16 protein-coding genes are annotated in these 22,074 nt (G+C 64.2%); 4 read left to right on the forward strand and 12 right to left on the reverse strand.

Annotated elements, in window-relative coordinates; all coding sequences use genetic code 11:
- The first annotated feature begins 111 nt into the window (after positions 1-111).
- Positions 112-1,551, forward strand: coding sequence for a cardiolipin synthase (gene cls / locus KI241_RS27370; RefSeq protein WP_212803183.1), 1,440 nt, complete (start codon positions 112-114; stop codon positions 1,549-1,551).
- Here the strand turns inward: cls and cfaB are convergent.
- The 5 genes from cfaB to KI241_RS27395 all read right to left on the reverse strand — a co-directional run bounded on the left by cfaB (position 1,548) and on the right by KI241_RS27395 (position 8,869).
- Positions 1,548-2,735, reverse strand: a complete 1,188-nt coding sequence (gene cfaB / locus KI241_RS27375; protein ID WP_212803184.1) for a C17 cyclopropane fatty acid synthase CfaB — start codon at positions 2,733-2,735, stop codon at positions 1,548-1,550. The genes cls and cfaB overlap by 4 nt on opposite strands.
- A 182-nt stretch (positions 2,736-2,917) precedes the next feature.
- Complete coding sequence (locus tag KI241_RS27380) at positions 2,918-4,825, reverse strand: cation-translocating P-type ATPase (protein ID WP_212803185.1); 1,908 nt, start codon at positions 4,823-4,825, stop codon at positions 2,918-2,920.
- Positions 4,822-5,874: a protease modulator HflK gene (locus tag KI241_RS27385; protein WP_047735376.1), complete on the reverse strand. Its 1,053-nt coding sequence runs from the start codon at positions 5,872-5,874 to the stop codon at positions 4,822-4,824. The genes KI241_RS27380 and KI241_RS27385 overlap by 4 nt, the downstream gene beginning before the upstream one ends.
- On the reverse strand, positions 5,871-6,911 hold the full coding sequence (locus KI241_RS27390) for a protease modulator HflC (RefSeq protein ID WP_047735374.1): 1,041 nt from the start codon (positions 6,909-6,911) through the stop codon (positions 5,871-5,873). The genes KI241_RS27385 and KI241_RS27390 overlap by 4 nt, the downstream gene beginning before the upstream one ends.
- Entirely contained in the window at positions 6,908-8,869 is a 1,962-nt protein-coding gene (locus KI241_RS27395) for a protease modulator HflK (RefSeq protein WP_212803186.1), read from the reverse strand. Before KI241_RS27395 ends, KI241_RS27390 begins: the two co-directional genes overlap by 4 nt.
- Before the next feature lie 221 nt (positions 8,870-9,090).
- Here KI241_RS27395 and lpdA point away from each other — a divergent pair, with 221 nt between their 5' ends.
- Positions 9,091-10,491, forward strand: a complete 1,401-nt coding sequence (lpdA, locus tag KI241_RS27400) for a dihydrolipoyl dehydrogenase (protein ID WP_047735371.1) — start codon at positions 9,091-9,093, stop codon at positions 10,489-10,491.
- Between the two features lie 122 nt (positions 10,492-10,613).
- Here the strand turns inward: lpdA and KI241_RS27405 are convergent, their stop codons facing one another.
- The 7 genes from KI241_RS27405 to KI241_RS27435 all read right to left on the reverse strand — a co-directional run bounded on the left by KI241_RS27405 (position 10,614) and on the right by KI241_RS27435 (position 19,772).
- The gene (locus tag KI241_RS27405) at positions 10,614-12,758 is read right to left on the reverse strand and encodes a hypothetical protein (protein ID WP_123579274.1); all 2,145 of its coding nucleotides are present in this window, start codon (positions 12,756-12,758) and stop codon (positions 10,614-10,616) included.
- On the reverse strand, positions 12,745-13,938 hold the full coding sequence (locus tag KI241_RS27410) for a DUF3142 domain-containing protein (RefSeq protein WP_212803187.1): 1,194 nt from the start codon (positions 13,936-13,938) through the stop codon (positions 12,745-12,747). Before KI241_RS27410 ends, KI241_RS27405 begins: the two co-directional genes overlap by 14 nt.
- Positions 13,939-14,013: 75 nt before the next feature.
- Positions 14,014-14,847 carry a class I SAM-dependent methyltransferase gene (locus tag KI241_RS27415; protein WP_042729911.1) on the reverse strand — a complete coding sequence of 278 codons (834 nt, stop codon included), beginning with the start codon at positions 14,845-14,847 and terminating at the stop codon, positions 14,014-14,016.
- On the reverse strand, positions 14,841-15,995 hold the full coding sequence (locus tag KI241_RS27420; protein WP_212803188.1) for an acyltransferase: 1,155 nt from the start codon (positions 15,993-15,995) through the stop codon (positions 14,841-14,843). Before KI241_RS27420 ends, KI241_RS27415 begins: the two co-directional genes overlap by 7 nt.
- The gene (locus KI241_RS27425; protein ID WP_123579277.1) at positions 15,992-16,864 is read right to left on the reverse strand and encodes a class I SAM-dependent methyltransferase; all 873 of its coding nucleotides are present in this window, start codon (positions 16,862-16,864) and stop codon (positions 15,992-15,994) included. Before KI241_RS27425 ends, KI241_RS27420 begins: the two co-directional genes overlap by 4 nt.
- Positions 16,861-18,153 carry a glycosyltransferase gene (locus KI241_RS27430; RefSeq protein ID WP_212803189.1) on the reverse strand — a complete coding sequence of 431 codons (1,293 nt, stop codon included), beginning with the start codon at positions 18,151-18,153 and terminating at the stop codon, positions 16,861-16,863. Before KI241_RS27430 ends, KI241_RS27425 begins: the two co-directional genes overlap by 4 nt.
- Positions 18,147-19,772: a glycosyltransferase gene (locus tag KI241_RS27435; RefSeq protein WP_212803190.1), complete on the reverse strand. Its 1,626-nt coding sequence runs from the start codon at positions 19,770-19,772 to the stop codon at positions 18,147-18,149. Before KI241_RS27435 ends, KI241_RS27430 begins: the two co-directional genes overlap by 7 nt.
- A 422-nt stretch (positions 19,773-20,194) precedes the next feature.
- Between KI241_RS27435 and KI241_RS27440 the strand changes: the two genes are divergently transcribed.
- Positions 20,195-21,109: a GDP-mannose 4,6-dehydratase gene (locus tag KI241_RS27440; RefSeq protein WP_212803191.1), complete on the forward strand. Its 915-nt coding sequence runs from the start codon at positions 20,195-20,197 to the stop codon at positions 21,107-21,109.
- On the forward strand, positions 21,106-22,074 hold the full coding sequence (gene gmd, locus KI241_RS27445; RefSeq protein ID WP_212803192.1) for a GDP-mannose 4,6-dehydratase: 969 nt from the start codon (positions 21,106-21,108) through the stop codon (positions 22,072-22,074). Before KI241_RS27440 ends, gmd begins: the two co-directional genes overlap by 4 nt.

Raw genomic sequence — 22,074 nt, forward strand, 5'->3', positions numbered from 1 at the left:
TAGACGCCGCCCACAGGTTTCGGTTCAGGCCCACACGGCTGAATTAAATAGCGACAATCGCCCTGGAACATGGTCTGTTAAGCATTGAAACTTCAGGAGCAAGGCTGCCCCATGGATTATTTCGGCCCGCATATCTTCGGTTACCTGATCGCGTTGCTGCATACCCTGGGCTCCATCGCCGCCGTCCATGCGGTGCTGACCGTACGCACTGCCCAAGGCTCGATCGCCTGGGCCCTTTCCCTGGTGTTCATTCCCTACCTGACGTTGATTCCTTATCTGGTCTTCGGTCGCAGCACCTTCGATGGCTACATCAAGGCGCGGCGGCAGGCCAACGAAGAAATGCGCAAGGCTGTCTCCGAGCTCAACTGGCGCCCATGGGTCGAGGAAGCCCTCGCCGCCCGCGCTTCGCAGGCCTACGCTTCTTTGCGGGCGATGCCCAAACTGGGGCGTACGCCGTGCCTGGCGAATAATCAGCTGCGGTTGCTGGTCAACGGGCAGGCTACATTCGAAGCGATCTTCCAGGCCATCGAAAGCGCGCGCGAGGCGGTGCTGGTCCAGTTTTTCATCATTCACGACGACCGTCTCGGCCGACGCCTGCACGCGCTGCTTTTGAACAAAGCCGCCGAAGGCGTGGCGGTGTACCTGCTCTATGATCGTATCGGCAGCCACTCCCTGCCCCACCAGTATGTTCAAACATTGCGCGATGGCGGTGTCCAGGTAAAAGCGTTCGCCACCCGCAGTGGTTGGCTCAACCGGTTCCAGGTCAACTTTCGAAACCACCGCAAGATTGTCGCGGTGGACGGCGTGGTGGGGTTCGTCGGCGGGCACAACGTGGGCGATGAATACATGGGCGAGCTGCCGCCGCTGGCGCCGTGGCGCGATACCCATGTCGAAGTGCGCGGGCCGGTGGTGGCGAGCATGCAGGAGTCGTTTGCCGAGGACTGGTTCTGGGCTGCTCGCTCATTGCCGCCGCTGATTTTACCGGACGCCTACCCGGACGACGGTGTGCTCTGCCAACTGCTCGCCAGCGGTCCGGCCGATGCCTATGAGACCTGCTCGCTGTTCTTCGTCGAGGCGATCCACGCGGCCAGTGAACGGGTGTGGATCACCACGCCCTACTTCATCCCTGACGAAGCGGTATTCGCCGCGTTACGCCTGGCAGTACTGCGCGGCGTCGACGTGCGCATCCTCCTGCCCTCGCGGCCAGATCACAAGGTGGTCTATGCCGCCTCCAGCCTGTATGCGTTTGAAGCCGTGCGCGCGGGGGTACGGGTGTTCCGCTACAGCCCAGGCTTCTTGCATCAGAAGGTGGTACTGATCGACCGGGAAATCAGCGCCATCGGCAGCGCGAACCTGGACAACCGTTCGTTCCGATTGAATTTCGAAGTCATGCTGCTGACCGTGGACATCCCGTTCGCCAGTGAAGTCGAGCAGATGCTTGAACGGGATTTCGCCCACGCCCAGGAAGTCGACAAACAGGAAAGCCGGGAGACCCACCGCCTCCAGAAAGTCGGCATGCGGATCGCCCGGCTTATTTCCCCGATCCTTTAAGGGGTGTAGAGGTCGTCGCGAGTCCAGGGCAGATCGTGGCTACCGTCTGCATGCGTTTTCACCGCAAGGATCTGGTGCAGGTTGATCCAGCCCTTGGCGAACGCGTAGGCGCAGCCGGCCAGGTACAGGCGCCAGATTCGCAATGCCTGCTCCGGCACTTCCTTTGCGGCCGCCGCCAGGTTGTCTTCCAGACGCTCGCTCCAGTGATCGAGGGTGCGCGCGTAATGCAGGCGCAGGCTCTCCACGTCGACGATCTCAAGCCCGGCTTCGCTGATGTGGGCAGCGATCATCGACAGGTGCGGCAACTCGCCATTGGGGAACACATACTTCTCGATGAATTCCCCCGCACCGCGTCCCACCGGACGCCCGTCGGTGTGCTTGGCCGTGATGCCATGGTTCATCACCAGCCCGCCCTCTCGCACAGCCCCAAACAATGTCTTGCAGTACTGCTCGAGGTTCGCGTGGCCGACATGCTCGAACATACCCACGCTGACCACTTTGTCGAAGCGGCCATCCTGGGGCAGGTCCCGGTAGTCCAGCAATTGCAGTTCTACCTGGTCTGACAGGCCCTGCGCCTTGACCCGCTCTCGCGCCAGGTCCAGTTGCGCCTGGCTGAGGGTAATGCCGAAGACCTTGGCCCCGAACTCCCGCGCCGCGTAACGCGCCAACCCACCCCAGCCGCAACCGACGTCCAGCAGGTAGTCGCCGGGTTGCAACCGAAGCTTGCGGCACAAATGACGAAACTTGGCTTGCTGGGCCTGTTCGAGGGTTTCACTGCCGGTCTCGAAATAGGCGCAGGAATACGCCATGTCACTGTCGAGCCAGAGCTGATAGAACGCGTTGGAAAGGTCGTAGTGATAGGAAATCGCCTTGGCGTCGGTTTCCTTGTCGTGGGCCGAACGCACGGGATGGCTGTCGGCGTCCTCCTCCACCAGTGCCTGGCTCCACTCATCGCAGACCCGCACGACTTCGTGGATCGAGCCCTCAAGTTCCAGTTTGCCTTCGACGAACGCCGCACCCAGCGCATCCAGGCTGGGACGGGTTAATTGCCCGACCATCTGTGGGTCCTTTACCACGATCGTGACACTGGGGTCGGCGCCCAGTGTGAATTCATGGCCATCCCAGAGCCGCAGCCGAAGCGGCAAATGAAGATTCTGGAGGGCCGGTGGAAGCTGCGCGAGCATGAGATATCCCCCTGGTTTCAGAACATCTGAACTGAGGGTAGACCATGGTAGAAAAATAGCAGGCTATCGAATTTATAGCCTTTTTCTATTGCTGTCCCATATTCACTCCCTGTAACGGGTACTCCCAGCGTGGCGCGCCCTCTCAATAGCAGACTGCAATGTCGCTAGACAGTTCGCCTGGGTCAGCCTTCGCTGATTTTCAGCAACGGCTCCTGGAACCGCAGCAGACGCCCGGCATTGCCCAGCACCAGCAGCGTGCTCAGATTGTGCAACAACGCAGCGATCATCGCCCCCGCCGCGCCGAGCCAACCGAACGCGGCAAAGGCGACGATGGCCAGGGTCCAGCCCAGGCCGATGATCACGTTGACCTGCAAGGTACGTCGACATTGGCGACTGAGCCGCACGCACGTGCCGAGGCGGCGCAGGTCGCTGCCGATCAGCACGATGTCCGACGACGCGAGGGCAATGTCCGCGCCACCGGCCCCCATCGCTACGCCGACCACACCGGCCTTGAGCGCCAGGGAATCGTTGATGCCATCGCCCACCACCATCGGGCGGAAGCCATGGTCGATTTCGGTCATGACCCGGTTGAGCTTGTCTTCCGGCAACGCTTGAGCTTGCACCTCGCGGATACCGACATCCTGGGCCAAGGCGTTGGCCACGCTGTGCCGGTCACCGGTCAGCAGCAACTGACGGCCCAAGCCCAGCTCGCGCAACTCCGCCAGGGCCATCCGGGCTTCCGGCTTGACGCTGTCGGCCAACAACAGCCAAGCGAGAAATTTGCCGTCCAGGGCCAGGCCGGCGATCGGACCGTCGTGGACAGGAACCGCGCAGGTCTCGATCCCCAGCTGGGAGAACAGCTCCGGCCGACCCAGCGCCGCCTCGCCCTGCCCGGTCATCGCGACCACACCGAGCCCCTGGCGCTCATGGACCTGCGTCAGAGGCAGGCAGTGTTCCGGCTCGACCAACCCGGCCAATGCTCGGCTGACCGGGTGGCTGCTGGCCGAACCCAAGCTCGCCGCCAACGGCAGCAATACATCGGCAGGGTCATCCTGGGAGCCTTCGATGGATTGCAAACGCAGGGCGCCGTACGTCAGGGTGCCGGTCTTGTCGACCACCAGCGAAGTGAGGTCGGCCAACTCTTCCAGAAAGGCCGAGCTGCGAATCAGGATCCCGTGACGCGCCGCCACGGCGATTCCTGCGATGGCCGTCGCCGGCGCCGACAGCACCAACGCGCAAGGGCAAGCCGCTACCAGCACCGCGAGCATGGCCTGGGCGTCATGGGTCACGAACCAGGTCACCGCCGCCAGCAGCAACACCAACACCAGATAGCGAGCGGCGTAGCGCTCCAGCAAACGGGTGATGGGCGGTTTCGAACGCTCGGCGTTCTGCATCAGGGCGATGACCTTGCCGAGCGTTGACTCATCACCGGTGCGGGTCACTTCCAGGCGCAGCAAACCATCCAAATTGATTGCGCCACCAAAAACCTCGGTGCCTACCCCCGCCTCCAGGGGCACCGATTCACCGGTGATCGGCGCCGTGTCGAGGCTCGCCTGGCCGGACAGCACACGGCCGTCCGCAGGCACCCGGTCACCAGCACGCACCTCCACTACATCACCGGGGCGCAGCGTGCCGTTGTCGACCTCGATGATCGAGCCGTCGGCCTGCACTTTGCGGCCCAGACTGCGGGTGAGCTGGCCGAGGGCATGGATCGCTTCCTGGGAGCCGATGACGCTGCGCTCCTCCAGCACGTGGCCGAAAATCATGATGATGGGCAACAATGCCGCCGTCAGCAGATCGCCTGTAGCCCAGGCCCCGAGCATCGCCAAGGCGATCAACTGATCGGTGATCCCGTGCAGGCTGGGATAACGCAAGCTGTACCAGGCCGAACGCATGACCGGAACCGCCACCAGCAGCGAGGCGACACCCAGCAGCAATTGGCTGACCCCTGTTTGCTCTGGCAACCAGCCGCGCCATACCAACCCCAAGGCGAGCAGCCCGAGCGCAAGCATCGCCAGGGTCAGTTGGCGCGCGGCGGTGCGCTGTTCCGCCGAAGACAGCATCGGCAGCGCGTTGGCTTGAGCAGTCATTGTTCAGCTCCCTGGATGATCAGACGGGAATCGTCTTTCGGATCGACCGTGGTCACGGAACCGGCTTGGCGAAGGATCGCCGGCACACGTTCGCGATAAAGGCGCAGCAGGATCTGTGGATCAGTGCCTTGAGTTTTTGCCAGCCCCAGTACCGTCGCCGTGTCGGCCGACGCCTTGGCGAGCCGTTCGCTGGCTTGGGCGTGGGCGACCTGGAGCGCGCGATCAGCGTCCTGGCGGGCCGTCTGGGTGAGCTTTTCCGCGTCGGTGCGGGCGTTGGCCACGGCTTTGTCAGCCTGCTGGCTGGCGGTCAATACCGCGTTGAAGGCACTCACCGCCGGGCCCGGCAGGCTTGATTGCACATCCACCCGTGCCACCTCGATACCCAGCCCCTGCCCTGTCGCCGCCAGATCGGCCAGGCGCCGGTTGATGCCCTGGACCAGATCGCCGCGCAGCCGTTCACGACGCTCGGCGGCCTGGCTGTCACTGCCCATCAATTCCGGCCGCGCCACCAGAATCGTGTCCAGGTCCCGCGCCGCCGTCAGGGCCACGGCACTGCGGGTCGCCAGTCGATCGAGCGCCGGCAGCACGTGTTCGCCTTGAAGCACGAAGGCGTAGGGGTCGGTGACTTTGTAGAACACCCGCACATCCAGTTGCACCACACCGGCATCGCCGGTCAATAAATAACCAGAACCCGCCAGCGCATCACTGATCGGCGTGGCGAAGCTGGCCACCCGGTCAGCCTGCAAAGCGGGATCCGAGCGCAGCAGGTTTTCTACCCGTCGCTCCAGTACCCGATCCGCCGCTGGCAACAGAATTACTTGTTCCACGGGACTGGGCCACGCCAATAGCAGCCCGGCATTCTGGATTCGATCCAAGGCCCCGAAGTGCAACACCACGGCGCGGTTCTGTGGATCGATCTGCCGCACATTGGAGCAAGCCCAGGCCAACGCGGCCAATACCGTCACCGCGTAAAGCCCGAGAAACGCCAAACGTCCGGCCTGGACCCACGGGCTGGATAACGGATTTGTTCCACGTGGAACCATGCTCATGGTTGTGTTCCACTTTTGCCGTCCATCGCTGGCGGGCCGTCCACCAGTACGCGGAACGGCGCCGCATCGGTGCGCAAAATCAATTTGGTAGCGGGGCTGACCACGGTGCCAAGGGTATCCAATGAGCGCAGCAGGTTGTAGAGCTGCGGCGAGCCGGCGTAGGCCTTGCCATAGATTTCGGCGGCTTCTACTCGGGATTGCGCCTCGATCTCGGCCGCTTTCACCGTGGCATCGGCCTGCATGACCCGCGCATCCCGCTCGGCGGCAGAACGAATTTGCGCCGCTTCGCGCTTGCCGATGGCGGTGCGTTCGGTGGCAATGGTTTCACGCTCGGCACGCATGCGATCCACCGTCGCGGTCAGTGTCACCGAAGGCAAGGTCAGGCGCTCGACACCGACCTGCAACACGCGCACGCCGTAGGTGGTGAGCAACTGTTGATCAATTTGCTGGCGCAGCTGCGCTTCGAAATCGGCGATGTGCACTTGGCTGGCATCGGTGTTGACCAGGTTCGCCAGGTCGAAACTGGCGGCGGTGGTTTCCAGGGCCGAACCGACGAACGTGCGGATCTGCCGCGCGGCTTCGTCCGGCTGGTTCTGCACTGCCCGCATGAAACGTTGCACGTTGTCCGGGTCACCCTGGACCTGCCACGCCACGTACGCCTGGACAATGATCCGCAGGCCATCGCGCGTACCGACATCCTGTAAACCGCTGGACGTGGTGCGCAGGCGCAGGTCCACCGGAATAGCCGCTTCGAACGGCGCCGGCCACCGCCACCCCAACCCTGGTTGCAGCAGGACCCGCGCCGGGTTGCCGAAACGCGTGATTACGGTGGCTTCTCCCGAACGCACTTGCACCAGGCTCGCGGCGGCGACCGCGAACGCGACCAGCAGCGCCGCCCAGGCCATGCGCCGCCAAGGAAACGGCCCAGCTTCCTGTGGCTCACCGTGATGGTGGTGATGATGCCCATGGTGGTGGCCGCCATGAGCGTGAGCGTGGCCGGCGTGGTCGTGGTGACCGTGTGAAGAGGACTGGCTCAATGGGCAGCTCCTGGCAGGACAGGGTTACGCGGCGACGCGGGGTCTGCCGGCAGCGTGAAAGTACGCAGGTCGAGGGTGGGCGCGTTGCCGCCGCCCAGGCGATGATCGAGAAGCAGCAGCTTGGCGTTGCCCAGGCCTTGGCTTAGTTGGCTCAGGTAGCGCTCCAGCACAAAGGCGTGCCCGGCGGTGGCATAGGCTTGGCGGTCTGCGTTAAAGCGCAGATCGGCGGCCTGGGCAGCCGCGTGGGTTTCCCGGGCTCCGGCTTGGGCCTGATCGCGGGCAACACTGGCTTGCAGCTGTGCCTGGTTGGTCTGCTCCGCCGCCGCCCCTCGTTCGCGCGAAATCAGCGCCTGGGCACCGATCTGCGCCGCTTGCACACCGTGGTAGGCGTTGGCCGCCCCGGCCGGTGGATGAATTGCTTCTACCACCGTCGCCAGGATTTCCACACCGCTGTCCAGCGCCTGCAAATCGGCCTGGACCGCGCGACCGATCTCGTCGGCCAGGCTGACGCGGTCCGCGCCCAACAAGCCATCCAGGGTGCGCGAAGCAAACTCATGCACCAGAACACGACTGGCGGTGCTGCGGATCAGCGTGGGAATGTCGGCGCTGTTGTAGGTGGCTGCCAACGCGGCGGCGTCGCTCAGGCCAATGCGGTAGACGAAGCGCACGTCCATGTTGACGATCTGGAAGCTCTCCTGATCCGCCCGCCGACTGGCGATGACCTGGGACTTGTCGTTGACATGGCTGGCGTCCCATAACCGGTTGGCAACCGCCGGCGCCGGCCCCTCGGCCGGTTCGACATCCGCGGCTGCCGGGGCGTCGGCGACGCTGCTCGCCAACTCATGCACGACCCCATTTTCGACAGCCAGCACCCTGCCCCACGGCCAGGGCAGCCCTGCGTGCAAGCCAGGGCCGAAGACCTCCACGGGCTTACCGAAGCGCTCATAGATTCCGCGTGCTTGCAGCGGCACTTCATGCACGCCCGTCAGCAACCAACCCACCAAGGCCACCAAGGCCAACACCGGCAGGAAAGCACGACGCATGTAGCTGAACGCCCAAATCTGGCGCAGGTCGATGCCGAAGCGGTTGTGCAGTTCGTGCTGCAACGCCTGCAAGGGTTGCGGCGGCCAGCACAGCAGATCGGCAATGACACTACGCCCCAACAGGGTCGGCTCCACCGCATCCCGACGGGGGCTGAACAGCGACAACACGGCACGCAGCAGCAACTCCAGCGCCACAAGCCCTGGCAGCACACCCATCAACACCGCCAGGCGCACAGGCCAGACCGATGTTTCGCCGGCGAACAACAGGCACATGGCGCCGAGGACCAGCACGATGATCGGCACCCGAGCCAATTGCGCCAGAGGCTGCGCTTCCGGCCACTCCACGGCAGGTTGCTGGGCCAATTGGCGCTCGAACACCAGCAACCCGAATGCCAGCAGCAACGACAGCGCCGCCCCGACACTGGCCGACGTCCCAAGGGGGGCAGCGGGCAACGTCAGGTTCCAGACTTGCGCCAGGCTCAACAACACCAGCGTTGCCCAGCCGGCCAGCCACAACGCCGGTGCGCCGATGTGCGCGAGCAGACCGGCCCAGCGCACGCCGAGCCGTTCGAGCAATCGTTCATACCACCCACCCAGCTCATCCACCGGCGGTTGCGGCGAAGTCGGGTTATCCAGCGGCGGCGCTAACGCCTTGCCGCGCCATTGCGCGATCCACCCGGCCGATTGCACACCGGCCAGCAACACCAGCACGCTTGCGCCCTGGCTCACCAGCAGGGCTGGCCACAGCGACAGCGGCGAGAACAGCCCGATAAAAAACGCCAGCACCCCGGCCAGGCCTGCCGCCCCACCCAGCATCAGGACCATTCGCCTCATACGACGCCCATGCACTATCGCACGCTGAAAGCGCGGCCATTCGGCCACCTGGCCTCCCTCGACATCAAGATCGACTTGCATACCACCCCAACGCTTGTGGCGATCAGAACCCGGGCTTGTGGACAGAAGCCACCGCCGCTTCGTTACATCTCGTTACCTTATAACGATTACTGTGAAATTTCCGTTTTGAATTCTTCATGCCGCAAGCCATGCCAGCCCCTTGACTTAAGCCTTGACCGTAATCCGTGGAAACGCTCATATTACGAGCATAATTTTTTATCAGGCCAAGTGGGAGAAGCGCGATGAGCAATTACGACGTAGTCATTCTGGGCGGCGGCCCTGGCGGGTACAACGCGGCGATCCGGGCTGGACAGTTGGGCTTGCGGGCCGCCTGTGTCGAAGGCCGCGCGACCCTGGGCGGCACCTGCCTGAACGTCGGTTGCATGCCTTCCAAAGCCTTGCTTCACGCCTCCGAACTGTACGAGGCGGCCACGGGGTCGGCGTTCGCCAACCTGGGGATCGAGGTCAGCCCTACCCTCAATCTGGCGCAAATGATGAAACAAAAAGACGAAAGCGTGGCGGGCCTGACCAAAGGCATCGAGTTCCTGTTTCGCAAGAACAAGGTCGACTGGATCAAGGGCTGGGGCCACATCGACGGACCCGGCAAGGTCACCGTCACCGCCGAAGACGGCAGCAAGACCGAACTCAGCGCCAAGGACATCGTCATCGCCACGGGCTCCGAGCCGATGCCGCTGCCCGGCGTGACCATTGATAATCAACGTATCCTCGACTCCACCGGCGCGCTGTCGCTAAATGAAGTGCCGCGCCACCTGGTGGTGATCGGCGCGGGCGTCATCGGCCTCGAACTGGGGTCGGTCTGGCGGCGGTTGGGCGCCCAAGTGACCGTGGTCGAATACCTCGATCGCATCTGCCCGGGCGTGGACGCAGAAGCCGGCAAGACCTTGCAACGGGCCCTGGCCAAGCAAGGCATTGCATTCATGTTGAGCAGCAAAGTCACCGGCGCCATCCCCTCGGCCAGCGGCGTGCAAGTGCAAGTTGAGCCCGCCGCCGGCGGCGAGGCCCAGAACCTGGACGCCGATTACGTGCTGGTTGCTATCGGTCGTCGGCCGTATACCCAGGGGTTAGGGCTGGTCAACGTCGGGCTGGAACCTGACTCGCGCGGCATGCTTGCCAACCGGCATCACCGTACCGAAGCACCCGGGGTCTGGGTGATCGGTGACGTGACGTCCGGACCGATGCTGGCCCACAAGGCCGAAGACGAAGCCATGGCCTGCATCGAACAGATCGCCGGCAAGGCCGCCGAGGTCAACTACGCGCTGATCCCCAGCGTCATCTACACCCGCCCGGAACTGGCCAGCGTCGGCCAGACCGAGGAGCAGCTCAAGGCCGAAGGCCGCGCCTACAAGGTCGGGAAGTTTCCGTTCACGGCCAATAGCCGGGCGAAAATCAATCACGAAACCGAAGGGTTCGCCAAGGTCCTGGCCGACGAGCGCACCGATGAGATCCTCGGCGTACACCTGGTGGGCCCAAGTGTCAGTGAAATGATCGGCGAATACTGCGTGGCGATGGAGTTCAGTGCCTCGGCCGAGGACATCGCCCTCACCTGCCATCCACACCCCACGCGCTCCGAGGCATTGCGCCAGGCGGCCATGAATGTCGAGGGGATGGCGACGCAGATGTAACCCCTCCCCTGCAGCCTTGCTTTTGTGGGAGCTAGCTTGCCCGCGAAGAACGATAACGCGACCTGTCCATAGCCGCGATGTCCGCTTCGCGAGCAAGCTCGCTCCCACAAGGGAGTGGTGACTCAGGCTGGCCGGGCTTTGCGCCGACGCCGGTTGACCAGCCCCAGCACCGCTGCCGCCACCAGCACCAGACCGCCCACCAGCAGCCAATGTTTATACGGTCGCAGTGCCGAGCGGATCGGGTCCAGCGCCTGGGTAACATAGCGCTTGTTGGCGTTGTGGAATTCCGGCTCCGGGCATTGGTAGCCGAAATTTGCGGCCCACTCCACGTACGGTCCTTCCTTCACGTACCGCTGGTACAACGCGCTCTGCTCTTCGAGGCTCGAGTTGTAGCCGACCGCCTTGCACAACACGGCCGCAAACGCCTGGCTGGTATGGGGCAGGTGATCCGCCGCCTGGCTCGCCAACGCCGTGGCGACAAAACGATAGTGGTAACGCACGTCTGGTTGCGCGGCGCTGGCCTGCTGGCGTTGCACCTCACCCTCGGCCACCAGGGGCCCGACTTTCAACTCCACCGGCTCCAGGGCATAGCTGCCGCCGAGGCTGGCGTAGTCCGGCGCCATCTCATACCCCAGCAGTTCCATGCCCCATTGGCGCGCGATCCGGGACGCACGGTAGTAAGCCTCGGCCTGCCGGGTGGGCCACCATTTGGACTCCGCGTCCTGGCGCGCCTGCCCGTAGGCCCGTGCCTTGTCCTGCAGATCGGCATTGTCGAAATAGGCCGGGGCTTCGTCGTAACGCCCTTCGCGCAACAAACGTCGTCCCAGCAGGTTGCGCAGGCTCGCGGCGACGGGCAAGGGCACGTAGTTGTCGCGATCCTGTTGGCTCAACGCCGGCGGCGCCGGCACTTGCGTGTCTACGTACTGCTTGAGTTCCTCCACCGTCAGTACCCGCTCGGCGACTGCGGCGGCGTCGTACCAGTAATTGCTCTGGCCCCGGTAGAGCTGATCGAAAGCTTGCAGGTAATCCCCGCGCTGCAAGGCGAGAATCGCGCTTTCACCGTCGACCCGGCACTTGGGCTGCACCGTCTCGTAGTCCCAATCCGGCGTACGGCGGTTGCCCCACGATTCGTCTTTCGGGAAGGCCTGGGCCGCTTTGGCATAGGCCGCCGCCGCGGCGACTTTATCGCCATCGCGCAACGCCAGCTTGGCCCGCACCCACCAGGCCAATCCGGTGTCGGCGGCTTTATCTACAAAGGCCTTGGCACTGGCGTAATCGCCGTGCTGGTAACTCACCGCCGCCAAGCGATCGGCATCCTCCAGGTTGTCCCGGGCGTTGGCTTGCAACAGTTTGACCAGCCGTTTCTCGCCCGAGGGCTCCTCGCCGTCCCACCAACCGATGCGGCTGAGCAAGTAGGCGGCCGCCAGGCGCTGCACCGAACGGCTCTTGAGCAAAACCGCCAATGGCTCATCCGGCTGCACGTAGAGATCGCCGGCCAACTGCAACAAGGAGCTGTAGCCGACCGGCGATCCTTGCGCGGACTGGCTCGCATACAGCCCGATGGCACTGTCCCAGTCGCCCGAGGTGTAGGCCACCCTGGCCTCTTCGCCCAGGCTGGCGATGCCCAATTCCAACGGGTCGCTGAAACCGGACACGCTCATCTCCCGGGCCTGGCGGAACGCCGCGCGGGCCTGGTCCTGCAACGCCGCCGGCTCGCCACTGCCCGCCTCGGTGCTCATGGCGAACAAGGCGCGTCCCAGGGAATACGCCGCCCAGGTGCTGCGCAACGGGCGCTGGTCGGCCGGCAACGCCAGCAATTGCTGGAAGGCTTCGGCAGCGCGCTGATGCTCGCCAGCGCTGAAGGCCGCCGCGCCAATGGCGTACAACCGCAACTCGGGCGGCAGGTTCGCGGCCTCGGTGGCAATCTGCTCGACATCGTTGAGGGCCCGCAGACGCTCGACCACCGCTTGTTGCGGGGGCGTCAGGCCCATCCGTTCGGCCTGATTGCGCTGTTCAACGTAGGACGACACGTCGTCGTAGCTGTAATCGGGGTTGCGGGTCGCCTCGGTGGCCGGCTTGAGCCCGGCAATCGCCTGGCCGAGACGACTGACCTCGAAGCGAAAGCTGCCTTCAGGCAATTCAGCCAGTGACTGGGCGCGGTTATCCAGCAGGCGCATCGGGAACTCCGGCCCGCAAGCCAGCGCTTGACCCAGCGGCAGGCTGAGGCTCAGGCACAGCAGGCGACGGGGCCACTTACGGGTCAACATTGAAGCCTCCTTGATCAATTTTCGTACAGCGCGCCCAGCCGATCGCGCGCTGGGCACCGGCGGCCAAGCGGCCTTCCCGAATGCGGGTGAAGGTAAGCAGTCCGGGAGTTTGTTGCAACGTGTAACCGGCCAAGGCATCGACGCCGTCACACCCGCCCACCGCCAACGTCAGGCGCTGGGGCCAGGGGCTGTCGAGATTGCCCTGGTTGACCAGCGCGATATCGTACAAGCCGTCCCGCTCCGCCAACTGCACGACCAGTCGACGGGTCAGGGCATCGCCCCGGGCGACGGCCGCGAGCGTGGTCAGGCTCCAGGCCCGGCGATCGCCGGCCAGCGGCAGGCGGAACCAGATCAACCCGGCCAGGTGTTTCGGTGGGTCGGTGCGCAGGCTCGCCGCCAGCCCGGCCACTTGTTGTGGATCAGCCAGCAGCTCGCGCCGCTCGCCGCCCAGATCGATCGGCACCTCGCTTTCCACCACGGGCGCACCGCTTTCCTGGGTCAGCAACGCCACACCGTAGGCCGGCAGGGCCAGGTAGAACGGGCGTGTGGTGACCGCGCTCCAGCGTTCAGCCCAACGCCGGGCCTGGTCCGGGTCGAACAGCCCTTTTCGCGGATCGCTCACTGCATGAACCTGCAGCACGCTGCTCTGCACCGTCGCCAACACCTCCGGCAACGCGGGGCTGTCGAGCCAGGCCGGCAGCGCGGTGATGCTCAGCCGCAGGCTGGCCGGCAAACGCTGCCGCAACTGGCGAAGGAATTGCCCGTAGGCCGGCAAGCGCGCATTGCCGGCGTCGTGGTCGATCTCCACCCCCACGGGCGCCAGGCCTTGAGCTTGCCAGTCGTTGAGCACCTGCTGGATCTGCGCGATCACCTCGTCCTGGTCCAGGGATTTGAGCTGCCCGTCCAGGCGAATCACCGCGATCAGCGGACGCCCGTCCGCCTTGAGCAAGAGCGGATCGATCCGTGCCCGGTTCCAGCCGGCGCCGGGGAACGCTTGCAGCGCCAGCACCCGCAGGCTGGAGAAATCGGCATGGCTTTGCCGCAGCGCCGGCGCGTGGGCCGGGGTCCATTGGCGTTGCCAGATGTAGAGTTGTTGGTCGAGGGGCGGGGCTGGCGGTCGTTCACAGCCGCCCATGAGCAGCGTGGCGAAGGCCAGCGACAGCCGGAAAAGAACACCCATGGAACCTCACCACCCCAGCAAAAGGTCGGCAGATTAACGCCACCCGGACCCGCGGCAAACCGGTTTCGCCAAGGCCTATGGCAGCACGCCAGGCTTGCGCGCAATGATCACCTGACTCTTGGCCACTACCGCATCCAGCGCTTGCTTGATCTGCGCGCCCCGAGGGGAATTGAGCACAGCCTGCCAGGTGTCGGCCCAGTGGTTGAGCAAGGGGTGGTCGGCGTTGCTGAAGTCGACCTTGGCCTCCCAGAACAACAGCATCCACAAAGACCAATAGAAACCGTATTGGCTGTGGCTCAACACCTCCAGCCCGGCCTCGCTGACCATGGCCTTGAACTGCTCTTCGCTGATGATGCGAATGTGGTTGGGCTTCTGGAAGTACTCCGGCGCGGCGATGTCTTTCTGCAATTCTTCGGAGCTGGGGTGCGGCACGCTCAGCAAGTACAGCGCGCCGGGCTGGCCGACCCGCACCAGTTCGGCGAGAAACTGCGCCGGGTCGTCGACATGCTCGATGACCTCGGTGGAAACCACCCGGGTGGCCGTGGCGTCGGCGATGGGCAAGGGGTTGCAGTCGGTCACGTGGCACTCGATACCGCGCGCGGGGGTGTCGCTCAGGCGCTGGCGGGTAGCCTCGACCTTGGCGGCATCGATGTCAGCGATGATGATCTTCGCCCCACGCATCGCGCAGAAATGCACGTTGCCGCCATCGCCACAGCCGACATCCAGCAATGTGTCTTGTGCGGTCACCGGGAAGCCGCTGAACAACTCCCCCGTCTGCTGGTTGAACCAGCCACTGAGCATCGCATCGTGCAGCCCGAGCATGTACGGGTCGACCTTGTCGGCCTTGGCGGCCACGGGCGCTGCGGGCGCAGGGGTGCCCGTGGTGAGTTTCTTCAAAAGGCTCAGCATGACGGGGCTCCAGGAACAGGAAGGACGGTTCGGGCGGTGGACAGGCGTTCAACCAGGCGGACACCGCGCTTGCGCATCGGCATTTCCACCAGTCGGTAGTTGAGTTCGCTCAGCAGTCCGATCAGCAGCAAGGCGCACGCCAGGGCCAGCCACGGATGGCTGGCCGGGTCCGGCGAGCCCAACGGGGCCAAGCGAAACCACAGCTCGCGCAGCAGGAAGAACACCGGGATATGGATCAGGTAGATCCCATAGGAGCGGCTGCCCACCCAAGTCAGCGCGGTTTTCAGCCGGCTGCGCGGTAGCAGGTAATCCCGGTCGTAGGAGGCCACCCAGACCAGCACCGCACTGCACAGCGCAATGACCCCCAGCCGGTAGAACGACAAATTGAAGTGTTCGGTCGCGACCCAGGCCATCACGCCGCCCAGGCCCACGATCAGCAACACACCCAGCCCGGGCCAGCGCAACCCTTTAGGCTCCAAGCGCCAATAGCTCGGTTGCAGGCTCCAGATCGACAACAGCACGCCAAGGGCCAGGGCATCGGTACGGATCACCGACAGCCACAGCGCGCGCCAGGTGAAGAACTGCACCACCACCACCGCCAGCAACACCCAGACCAGGTAACGGCGCGAGACGAACACCAGCAGCGGCAGGACCAGATAGAACTGCTCTTCCAGCGAGAGGGTCCAGTACACGAAACTCGCCCCGTATTCGTAACGCATGAACGCGTCGGCGAAGCGCAGGTTGGCAAACTGCAGAAAGCCGGCCAGGGTCGCTTGCAGGTTGGCCTGCACGCTGCCAAAAGCACCGGAACGGTTCAGGAAAAACGTCGCGAAGAGAATCAGCAGCAGCCAGAGCCAGGCTGACGGCAACAGGCGAAAGGCCCGGCGAAGCCAGAAATCGCGGGTGGTGGTCCAGAATTGCCGGGGCCCGTCGCAGCGGCGCAATTGGGGGATCAGGCTACGCCCGATGACAAATCCCGATATCGCAAAGAACAGGTCCACCCCCCACCACAGCTGGAAACTGTCGGCCAGGGCTGCCAGGCGTGGCCAGCCGCCGGGGAATGGCATGCCTTGCAGGTGATGGAACAGCACGCCCATCACCGCGACGGCGCGCAGCAACTCGATGTCCATGATTCGCCTGCTGCTCATGTGGCACTCCCGGGCAAAAGATCAGGCTTGCGGGCGATGATGACCTGGCTCTTGGGCATGAAGCGGTCCAGCACCTGCTTGATCGCCAGGCCATCGGGTTGCGTCAGCAAGTCTTGCCAGACGCCCGCCCAACGCTCCATCAGCGGCGGGTACGGGGCCTGAATTCGGTCGCGCACGGCCCCCTCGAGGTGGCGACCGGCCGCCTGTTCGCTGGCCCAGAAGAAAATCATGCCCATGACCCAGAAAAAACCGCTGGCCTGGCGGTGCTCGATCACCAGGCCCGCGTCTTCCACCAAGGCGGCAAAACGCTCGGCAGTGAACACCTGGACATGGTTGGGCGCCTGGAAATAGCTCGCCGGCGCGATACCTCGCTGCAAATGCTCGCCCACCGGGGCCGGTACGCTGAGCAGGTACTGCGCGCCCGGCCGGCCCATGCGCACCAACTCCGCCATGAACGGCTCCGGCTGGTCGATGTGTTCGAGCACTTCCATGCAGACGACCTTGTTCGCACACCCGTCGGCCAGGGGCAACGGCAAGCTGTTGCTGACCAGCCCCAGGAAGGGCGCAGTCGCTTGTGCTTCGACCTGCCGCGCCAGCTCACGCACCTTGTCCTGCTCGCTGTCGGTGAAGATCACCGACGCGCCCTGGCGCATCGCGAACAGCGTTGCCACGCCTTCGCCGCAGCCCACATCCAGCAAGGTGTCGCCCGCCCCAATCGCGAAACCCTTGAGCAATTCGCCGGTTTCAGGGCGAAACCAGCCATCGAGCATCGCGTCATAGAGGCCGGCATCACGGGGCGAAACGGCGGCAGCGGGTGGCGGCGCAGGTTCGACCGGCGGCCTGAGCCAGGCAAGCAGGCGCTGGATCATGGCTGCGGCGCGCTCCGACGACGCTGCCCAACCTGCTGGAAGAAAGCCGCCAGGCGCTGTTCGGCGTTGGCCTGGCTGCAGAACGTCTCCAGGCTGCGCACGGCGTGGGCCGACATCCGGCGATAGCGCTCGGGGTCATTGCGCGCCACGTCATAGCTGGCGCGAAAGGCCGAGCACAGCGAGTCCCAGTCGGTGACATAGCGCAGGGTCCGATAGGCCGCACGTGGATCGTGAGGCCAGGCGGTGAGTTCTTCGGTCGACTTCACCACGAAGGCATTGTCGTGATCGATGTAATCGGCCATCGCCGTGTTCAGCGGCGCGATCGCAGGACGACCGCAAGACATGAACTCCATCAAGGGCAAGCATTGCCCTTCCCCGTAGGAACTGTTGACCACATACCGGGTGGCTTCCACCAGCCGCTCGTAGTCCGCGTCCGCCAGGTAGCCGTGAATCAGCACGATGCGGCAGCGGTAGGACTGGTTCTTGTAGACGTGGTGCAGCATGTCGGCAAGCGCCGCGGTGACGTCGTGATGGGTCAGCTTGAGCACCAGGGTCGCGTCGGGCACCTCGCGGAACGTAGTGCAGAACGCGCTGATCATGTCCTTCCAGTTCTTGCGCCCGTCGTAGGGATTGAACACCGAGGTGTAGATCACCCCGTCCAGCAACAACTCGCAGTCCTGGGGCGGCCCGTCCAGCACCAACGGCGTACCGGCCTGGTGGGCCGGCGGGCCATAGGGGCGCAGGTCGGTGGTCCGGCTGTCGATCAGCAAGCCCCGCAGTTGCAGGCGCATGTGATCGACCGTCGGTCGCTGGGCCAGCACCGCACCGCGCGCGGCGAAGCGGTCCCATACCGGCGCCGCGATAGCGACGATCGGGTAATCGGCCCCCATCACCTCGCGCACCGCGTTGACGGTGAAACTGGAATGGGTGATCGCCATGCCGGTCGCCCCCAGCACCACGCGCCAATCGTGCCGGGGCTCACCCTGCCAGCTCTCGGTGGGGATGGTGCTGAATTCCCAGGCAAACACCGGCACCGTCGGGCAGGCATAATGGGCCGCGGTCCGGTGGGGCGGTGAAAACGACAGGAACACGCAATCTTCGCCGCGCGCCAGGCAATCGGCATACAGCGAGTCGACTTCCTCGTCCGGGCGGGTCACCTCGATCACCCGCCCCAGCCGCTCCAGCACCGGGCGGAACTCCTTGAGCACGAAGTAATAGCTGTACTCGGGCTTGCCGAGATTCTCCAGGATGTTGCTCTGGTTGGTTTCCGAATAAATGATGATCAGCATGACGCACTCCCCGCCTGCACCGCGAGCGACAGGCTGGCTTCGTCATCGACCACCAGGAAATCCGCCAGGCGTTGTCGCACCGGGGCGAAGCCGCAATAGCGGCGCATCCGTTCGTTGGCGGCAGCGGCCATGGCCTGATAGGCCTGCGGCTGACTCCGCGCCATGGCATGGCTCTGCTGGTAGGCAAGTTTCAACGAGCCCCAGTCGGGCCGATGGCGCAAGGTGCGATACAAGATGCGCGAATCTTCCGGCCAGATGGTGGGTTCGCGGCTGGACTCGACCACAAAGGCCACCTCGGTGTCGATGTAGTCGCGCATCGCCGTGTGGTCCGGCGCAATGGCCGGACGCCCACAGGACATGAACTCCATCAGCGGCAGGCACAAGCCTTCGCAGCGCGACGCGTTGACGTAGAAGCTGGCCGCGCCATACAGGCGGGCGAACTGCTCGTCTTCCAGGTAACCGTGCATCACGACCACCCGGCACTTGAACGGCGACAACTGGGACAGCAGCGTCAGCAACTCGACGTAGTAGGTCGACAGGTCGTTCTGGGTCATCTTCAGCACCAGCGTAGCGTCCTCGGCGTCACGCAGGGCCCAGCAGAAGGCGGTGATCAGGTGGTGCCAGTTCTTGCGCCCGTCATCGGGGTTGAACACGCTGACATACACCACGCCGCTGACGTGGGTCTCCACGGTCTGGCGGGTGTTCGGCAACAGGGCCTGGGGGTGTACCGGTTCCGGTGGCGACGGCTCAGGCACTGGCTCGATGGCCACCGGCGCCGATGGCCCCCTGAGAATCCGGCTGGCCGACATGCGGACCGGCACCGGCACAAGGTCACGGGCCGCTTCGCGATACCAGCAAAGCAGGTTGTGCTTGAGCCGCCACACCGGCCCTTGTTCGGACTTCGTGGTGAAGACACGGAACACTTCGCGCAGGTAATGGCGGGAGATGAACGCGCGGCGGCGCCACGTCAGGGGCGGTGACTCAATCGCAGGTTCCACCACCGGCGCCTCCACGGGCGGCTCGGGCAGCGGCGCTTGGCCTTCGTTGATCGGCGCGATCAAGCCATCGGCCGACAGCCCGAGGACCTGGCTGTCGATGATGCAGCCCTTGATCTGCAAGGTGGCGCCCGGGTTCACTGGCGTACTCGGGTACCGCTCGCGCACCGCCGCGAAACGCTCCCACAGCGGCGTCGGCAGGACCAGCACTGGAAAGTCCTCGCCCAAGGTCCGGCGAATCGCCGCGGCCGTGTGGCTGGACAGGGTGATCACCCGACCATGGCGCGCCAGCGTGCGGCTCCAGTCATGCCGAGGGTCGTCATCCCAGTGCTCGGCCGGGATCGAATCGAACTCCCAGGCGACCACGCAGACCATCGGGCACAGCAGGTCGACCGGGGCCTTGTGGGGCGGTGAAAACGAAAGGAACAGGCAATCCTGCCCGGCTTCCTGCAATGCCAGGTAGAGCGGATCGACCTCGGCGACCGATGCCACCACGTGCACCGTACCCAGGCTTTCAAGCACCGGACGATAGGCCTTGAGCACGAAGTAGTAACTGTACTCGGGGCGGCCCAGGCTCTGGCTGATGGAGTGGTCGTTTACGTCCGAGTAAAGAATGAAGTTCATGGCACCCCAAAGGGAGGTCGCCTTCCTGGCCACCTCTTTTCATGACGGTCGAGCCAAAGAGCGAAGCGGTGCATGCCGCATTCGTCGTGACCCTCGCTACCCGTCTCGTTCTTGTTTTTAGTGATCCTCGCCCTGCTGTTCGATCTGCGAATCAGCACCGAAGAGGGTGTCGAGGGGCATTCTAAACACATCCGCCAAGGGTTCGTGAACCGCCCGGCGCGAATAAACCCGCTATAAATATGAGAACTGACCGGTCACGGTTTGCGTTATTGAAATTGCCGCGAAATTGGCACAGATTGGCAACCAAACAACTACAACAAACGCTTCTCTTGGCCGATTGTTGAGGGATATTTCCCCGATCTTACGGAGATTTCCTACTCGACTCAGCCAGGCACGAGGCATTCTTCAAAGGGGGTTGGTGCTTGAAAAAACGTCTGTTCGTCACGGGCCTCAGTGGTTTCGTAGGACGTCATATCAAATCACGTCTGGATGCTCCCGATTCGGCCTGGCACGTCATGCCGGTCACTGCCCGCTACGACCTGACCGACAGCAAGACCCTGGAAGCCCTCTGGCCCGAAATACCCGACGCGGTGATCCACCTGGCGGGGCAGACATTCGTCCCCGAAGCCTTTCGTGACCCGGCACGTACCCTGCAGATCAACCTGCTGGGCACGTTGAATCTTCTCCAGGCCCTCAAGGCCCGGGGGTTCAGCGGAACGTTCCTGTACGTCAGCTCCGGTGACGTCTATGGCCAGGTCAGCGAGAGCCAGTTGCCCATCACCGAGTCGCAACCCGCCGCCCCGCGCAACCCTTATGCCGTGAGCAAACTGTCAGCCGAGCTGTTGAGCCTGCAATGGGGCATGAGCGAGGGCTGGCCGGTGCTGGTGGCCCGCCCGTTCAACCACATTGGAACCGGCCAGAAGGACAGCTTCGTCATTGCCAGCGCCGCCCGCCAGATCAGCCGGATCAAGCAAGGCCTGCAACCGGCCCGGTTGCAAGTGGGCGACATCGACGTGACCCGCGACTTCCTCGACGTCGGCGACGTGATCTCGGCCTACCTGGCCTTGCTCGACAGCGGCGTGCCGGGCCAGGTCTACAACATCTGCTCGGGCCGCGAGCAGAGTATTCGCAGCCTCATCGAGCAATTGGCCGACATCGCCCAGGTCGATGTGCAACTGATCCAGGACCCTGCGCGCCTGCGCCGTGCAGAGCAACGTCGCGTCTGTGGCAGCCCCGCCAAGCTGCAGCAGGCCACGGGATGGATACCTGAAACAACAACACAACAATCCTTGCGGGCGATCCTGTCCGACTGGGAGATACGGGTACGAGAAGAATGAAAAGTGCATTGATCACAGGGATCACCGGCCAGGATGGCGCGTATCTGGCCAAGCTGCTGCTCGACAAGGGTTACCGGGTCCATGGCCTGGTGGCGCGGCGAAGCAGCGATTCACGCTGGCGACTACGCGAGACCGGTATCGAACAGGACATCGTCTACCTGGACGGCGACATGGCCGATGCCTGCTCGGTACAGCGGGCCGTGATCAAGTCGGCGCCGGACGAGGTCTACAATCTCGCCGCGCAAAGCTTCGTCGCCGCCTCCTGGGACCAGCCGGTGACCACCGGGATCGTCGACGGGCTGGGGGTGACCCACCTGCTCGAAGCCATTCGCCAATTCAGTCCCCATACCCGTTTTTACCAGGCGTCCACCAGTGAAATGTTCGGCCTGATCCAGGCCGAGCAACAGGACGAACACACGCCGTTCTACCCGCGCAGCCCCTATGGCGTGGCGAAGCTGTACGGCCACTGGATCACCGTCAATTACCGTGAAAGCTTCGGCCTGCACGCCAGCAGCGGCATCCTCTTCAACCATGAGTCACCCCTGCGCGGAATCGAGTTCGTGACCCGCAAGGTCACCGATGCCGCGGCTCGCATCAAGCAGGGCAAGCAGCAGGAGTTGCGCCTGGGCAATATCGACGCCAAGCGTGACTGGGGTTTCGCCGGCGATTACGTCGAGGCCATGTGGCTGATGCTGCAACAGGACAAGCCCGACGATTACGTGGTGGCCACCGGCGTGACCACCACCGTGCGGGAAATGTGCAGGATCGCCTTCGAACACGTCGACCTGGACTACCGGGACTTCGTGAAGATCGACCCGGCGTTTTTCCGCCCGGCCGAGGTCGAGGTGTTGCTCGGCAACCCGGCCAAGGCCCAGAGAGTGCTGGGCTGGAAGCCCAGGACCGACCTCGACACCCTGATCCGCATGATGATGGATTCGGACATGAAACGCGTCGCCAAGGAGTAG

Origin of the sequence: Pseudomonas sp. Cab53, from assembly GCF_018325965.1 — a bacterium.
Classification (GTDB): domain Bacteria; phylum Pseudomonadota; class Gammaproteobacteria; order Pseudomonadales; family Pseudomonadaceae; genus Aquipseudomonas; species Aquipseudomonas chlororaphis_E.